Here is a 5,398-nt window from a genome sequence, read left to right as displayed (position 1 = left end):
CTTCGCCCCCATCTTCATTTTGCCGCGCAAAGTGGTTTCGCCCGTTTCGACCAGATTAGCAATCTCTGGTAAAGTGAGCGTTATTCCTTCACCTTTCATCTGCACCGCTAATTCATCAGGCAACATGATTTCGGTATACGCCACATCCGCTTTTTTGCTGTAATCGTAAGTGGTCGCTTCGGGATTTAATGGGTTGGGATCTGTCAGTTCCAGCCCTGCTCGGTACGCAATAGCAGCGAACAAATTGTCCCCTTTCACACGACTAATGGACTTCCTTTCTAGTCTGTAGATAGCCATCTCTGCACCTTTTCAGCCTTTGTTTTTTTGGGGTTTGGGGTTTCCCCAACGCGGTTAGATAAATGACAGAATAGCACGAAGTAGGCTGTTCATGTCATTTCTCGAAACTGCGCTCTTACAGAGGGTTAGACGCTATGTGGATTTTGGCTCAAAAAACGCATAAAAAGGCTCAAATTTGAGTCAAAATGTACGATTTTAGAGTCAAATTGAGTACTTTTAGAGGGGAATTGAGGGGTTTTAGAGCCAAAAAAGACGATATGCGCAGCCTCGGTTACTTTTTTAACTCTAGAATGGTCGATGTGAATCGTAAAGCTCTAAATTGGCGTTTAACTTTGATGATAATGGGTAACCACCCCTGTTACATCCTTTTTTATATGCACTCTAAAAGTACACTTTAATCTTAACAAGTAATTATCGATTGTAGCGTGTGGCATAATCAATGCTTAAAGAAAAAATCAGAAGCTACCAAGGGGACAAAGTGACTCATAAAATTCATAATTGGCAGGATATTTCTAGTCATTTTTCCGAGAGTATTTTACTTGGGAATGGGGCTTCTATAGGTATCGATTCGCGTTTTCAGTATTCATCTTTAAAAGATCACGCTTGTGCTAATGGATTGCTAAATCAAAGTGTTAACACTTTGTTCGATTACTTTAAAACAAGTGATTTTGAATTAATACTCCGTTTGGTTTGGCAGGCAACTAAAGTAAATGAAGCTTTAGCGTTAACTGATAATGCAACCAAAATAGCTTATGAACATATACGCGAATGTTTAATTAAGGCTGTTCAAGAAATTCATCCTCCGCATAATAGTATCCAAGATCAGATTCCAGTAATCACCAAGTTTCTTAGCTCGTTTGAAACAGTTCTGTCGCTAAACTACGATCTGACTTTATATTGGGTAATGATGTATGCAAATGAACAAGTAAGACAATTGCGTCATGGTACTGAGTTTAAGGATTGTATGATTAAGGGTAAATTTAGGTCAGATTGGCAGACATTGCGAGACCCATTGAAGGGTACAAAAGCTGCATTAGTTTTCTATCCGCATGGCAGCCTAGTATTAGCTCGTCATATTGTTCAACAAGAGGTCAAGTTAGCACTAACCGAAGTCAAGTTGGCTGCCAGTACACCGAATGATCTATTGGATCATATAAAGAAATCTTGGCTATCGGATGACTACGTTCCTTTATTTGTCAGTGAAGGGACTTCCGAGCAAAAAGTGAAAGCTATTGAAAATAGCCATTATCTAAGTATCGTCTATAGAGAAGTTATTCCTTTGATTGGTAAAAATCTGACTATATTTGGCTGGGGGCTTGGAGAATCGGACATTCATATTTTAAAGAAATTAAAAGAATCATCTGTTGAAAAAATCGCTGTGTCTGTGTACCAAAATGATCAGTCATACTGTATTGACGCTGCTCGGATGATTCGCGATCATATTGGAAGTAAGATTAAAGTTGTTTTTTTTGATAGTGAAAGTGATGGGTGTTGGAATAAGCCAGTTAGTTCTAGCATTTACAAGCCATCGACAACATAGTCGAAGCTTGTAAATGCTAGATATGTATTAGCGGCCTGTAGATGGAATTACGTTGTGATATATATGAGTCTCATTCTTTGTGTAAGTGAAAGACGGAGACTCTATATTAATACAGTTAGGAACTACTAGAAACAACGAGAATACTAAAGAACGAGCTACTCTCCTTTTCCAAAGGCTATAAATACGCAATACTTTGGCTTTAGGTATCCAGATTGATATTTCAATAATATCGTCAGAGCTTGTAGCCCGTAATAACAAGGCTTGAGGGTGTGGATTGATACTGTTGCTCAATGATTTTCTCCATGAAAACACTATAGCAAAGCTATAATTTTTTCAAAAAAGTGTTCGATAATTACAACCCTTTGATGTATCATCCACTTGTTGACACCCCTGTTAGCTAAAGCTAAATAAGGGTGGAAAACAAGCAAGAAAAGGGTCACCTAGGTGTTCCCAGAACAAAATTTTCAGTATAAACCTGTCGAAAAAAATGGGTTCTATGCTGTCTTTTTTTGTCTGATTTTTTGCACTCCAATATATAGATGAGCAGGTTAGTTACCGAGTCGCCAAACTTTAAAGTAACTAACGTGCTTGCTCTATACATCTATTCTTACTATCGCTTATAACCACACTCTTTAAACAAAATACAATCTTACCCAGATGATTAAAATCACTGAGTATGACATATCGCGTGTTTGTTAATTGCTAGGCACAATATAGCGGGAAAATTTTCTAAATTCTATATTGAATTTAGACTGAAACTATGTTGTTACAAGGTTGTAGACAGTCCAAATTTTGGCAAAGGACGATGGGATAAGGGTTATACGAAGCTGCGCTTATAATAAGTTTTTTGTAAAAATATCGTAGTAATTAGACTTCCGCAAGTCAGTAATGACGAGGGTTCACGAAAAAACATACGTTATTACTGAATAATATCTATGATGATGAATGAAGTTGATGTATTAATAATCTAAATATTCTTTAATTGGTCGCTTTTTAAACTTAGAAACATCTTTCTTAAGCCGATTAATCATTTCAAACTCCCAAGCACTATCGCTTTGACCTGCTGGACTGGTAGGACTGACCATGTGATTGTAGTCAGTAATAAACTGAGGGTTGCGAGTAATACGCCCCAACTGCTTATCACTTAGTCCCTTGATAGTATCGTTAACAGCAGTAGAAACGATTTTCTCTTCACCTTTCTTGATCTTGAACCCAAACGTAAATCCTGTGATTTTGCGTCCATCTTTGTGCTGAACGTAGCTTGCTGTTATGTCTGTATATTCGTTGATCTGTCTGATCGCGTAATCTAATACCTTTGCCTTAAAATTATTCATTTTTTTGTATTGCTCAGTCTCAACCCCAAGCTGATTTCGAAGGTCTTGCAATTGAACCAGTGGTACTTTTCCTACATTACGCCATTGAATAATTAATTCATAAAGTCGTATAGCATACTCACTTTGCAAAGCACTAACCTGTTTGAGATCGTATTCAGTGTAGCGTTTCTCAAGTCTTGTTATCAGTGGAACTACTCTTCCAGCAAAAACCAACTCAACACAGCCTAAATCATCAGCATAAGCAATCTCTTCTACAAAGCGACTTCTAGCCTGAAATACCTTGCCTGTCTTCTTGTCTACATAGCTGAACCTAAATTCAGCTTCAAAAAGCCCATTCACAGCTCTTTTCATGGCTTCATATGCGGTATGCTTTTCAACATTAAATTGTTTTGCGTAGCTTTGAGCGCTAATTCTTAGTAAGCCACCTGCTTTAATAAGTGTATCCTGCTCTCTTGCTTCGATAATCGCTAAGAACACAAGCCGCTGTTCTGCGACCCCTAAACTATAATTAGCGCCTATCAAGCTGTTATCCTTAACAACCATATTTTTCTTTGTCATTGCTACTTAGCCTATTATAGATTGGATGATGAATTGGCTATAACAATAGCACTTAATCCATAAAGCTACAATGTTAAAATATGAGTAGCTTTATAGTCGTAAAAGGTAGCTTTATAGGTCGTAAAAGGTAGCTTTATAGGTCGTAAAAGGTAGCTTTATAGGTCGTAAAAGGTAGCTTTATAGGAGCTATGCGCTTTAATAATCAATGCCTGTAGCGGTCTTAAAAGCTTTAAAAGCTTTAAAAACATTAAAAACCTTTTCTGTTATTAATTAATGATTAAAAAACAAAAGATAAATAAATAAAGACTAAAAATTAGAACCTTGGTCTAAATGCATTATTATCCATTAAAAGCTCACTATTCGATTTTTCTAGGTCTTTAAACTGTTCACCGTAGCCGACATCACTGTTTGTACTTAAAACGTCCTGACGGCTATCTGAGAGCTTTCTAGCATTGTATTTTTCTCGTTCTGACTTCGGATCACGTACTAGATCAAAAACTTCGATATTTTCTTGAAAGAAATTATCATTATTAACTAGATTCCACTGTCTTTCCTGAGCATCCTCGTAAGGTTCACTCCTACTTTTATCCAATTGGTACTTGTTAGCGAAAGCGTTTAGTATTTCTAGCTGCCGTGGATCAAACTTATGCGCGTGTTCCAGATCATCTGCACTCTCACCCCAAGACAAACGTATCTGATTTTCCTCTTTACGGCGTTTTAGAATTTTACGGATTAAGTTTACCTTAGTGTTTTCAGCGTACTGAGCGTGTTTAGCAAGCTCTGGTTCTCGTTGTTTAATTCCTTGACTAGAGATTCCTGCAAGTCTTCGAACTGCTGCAATTGAGTCGTCTGCTGCTCTATCAAAAGCTTCTGATCCTTGATCACAGCTAATAGCTGCTGATTCTCTTGCAGCACAGCTTCTTCGGATTGCGTCAGCGAAGGGATCTGTCGCTCCAGCTCTACTTGCAATGATGTTATCAATGTCAATTGCTCGCTGTTTATGACGGTCAATTCGTTGTTTACTGTCACTAATTCTTTGTTCTGAGATATCAGCTTGGCTATCTGCTGCATACTTAGATTGCTTTCTGTTGCCGTTATAGTTTGACTCATTCTTTTCTCCTAGGTATGAGTTCTTACCGATTTTGCCCCTGTGATGTCCTGGTTTGAAGTCGATGCCTAATTCCTCATAGGATTTATGAGTCACAAGAGCTAAATTATGATGCGCCAAACTCTTATTTTGTATATTCGCCCACGACTCGCGGACACCTTTCAACCACTCGCTATTGCTACATAAGCCACGCCCTTGTTGAATCGGTTTGCCTGTTACGGGATCAGGTTCTCCCACTAAATTCTGTGGTACTACCGGTCGAACACGTTCGTCATTAGATGCGTCACTATCGCATTTTTTGCCTAATGACAGCTTTCCGTTTTTAAGCTCAACCTGACGGCTTAACAGAACAATATGAGCGTGAATATTGCGCTCATCCTTTCTGGTAGGATCACTACCACCCATTTCATATATATCATCGCCTAGCTTAGGGTCATGCACAAAAACCATAGCGATAACACCTTGCTCCTCGGCTTGCTGCTTAGCAAATTCTTGAAAATCTTTTATATTTTCTTCTAAGCTCAATTCATGTGAACCCGCAAGCACATATTCGTTCGCGAG

At 38.3% G+C, this 5,398-nt stretch carries 3 protein-coding genes and 1 pseudogene; 1 reads left to right on the top strand and 3 read right to left on the bottom strand.

What is annotated here, in order from left to right:
• Window positions 1-297, bottom strand: a pseudogene (locus tag ACMFL8_RS14530) (hypothetical protein); the annotation flags it as partial.
• Window positions 298-736: 439 nt separating this feature from the next.
• On the opposite strand from ACMFL8_RS14530, the gene ACMFL8_RS14525 reads away from it, so the two are divergent.
• On the top strand, window positions 737-1,837 hold the full coding sequence (locus ACMFL8_RS14525) for a DUF4917 family protein (protein WP_413191410.1): 1,101 nt from the start codon (window positions 737-739) through the stop codon (window positions 1,835-1,837).
• A 959-nt stretch (window positions 1,838-2,796) separates the two neighbouring features.
• Here the strand turns inward: ACMFL8_RS14525 and repM are convergent.
• Together repM and ACMFL8_RS14515 are read right to left on the bottom strand one after the other, a co-directional pair.
• On the bottom strand, window positions 2,797-3,729 hold the full coding sequence (gene repM / locus ACMFL8_RS14520; RefSeq protein WP_413191409.1) for a replication initiation protein RepM: 933 nt from the start codon (window positions 3,727-3,729) through the stop codon (window positions 2,797-2,799).
• A 313-nt stretch (window positions 3,730-4,042) separates the two neighbouring features.
• Window positions 4,043-5,398 (bottom strand): MobA/MobL family protein (locus tag ACMFL8_RS14515; RefSeq protein WP_413191408.1); only part of this gene is annotated, 1,356 nt, incomplete at its 5' end.

Origin of the sequence: Psychrobacter sp. AT9, from assembly GCF_047272965.1 — a bacterium.
Taxonomy (GTDB): domain Bacteria; phylum Pseudomonadota; class Gammaproteobacteria; order Pseudomonadales; family Moraxellaceae; genus Psychrobacter; species Psychrobacter glaciei.
Note: the sequence above shows the minus strand (reverse complement) of the source record. Positions and strands in the feature narration are given on the sequence as shown.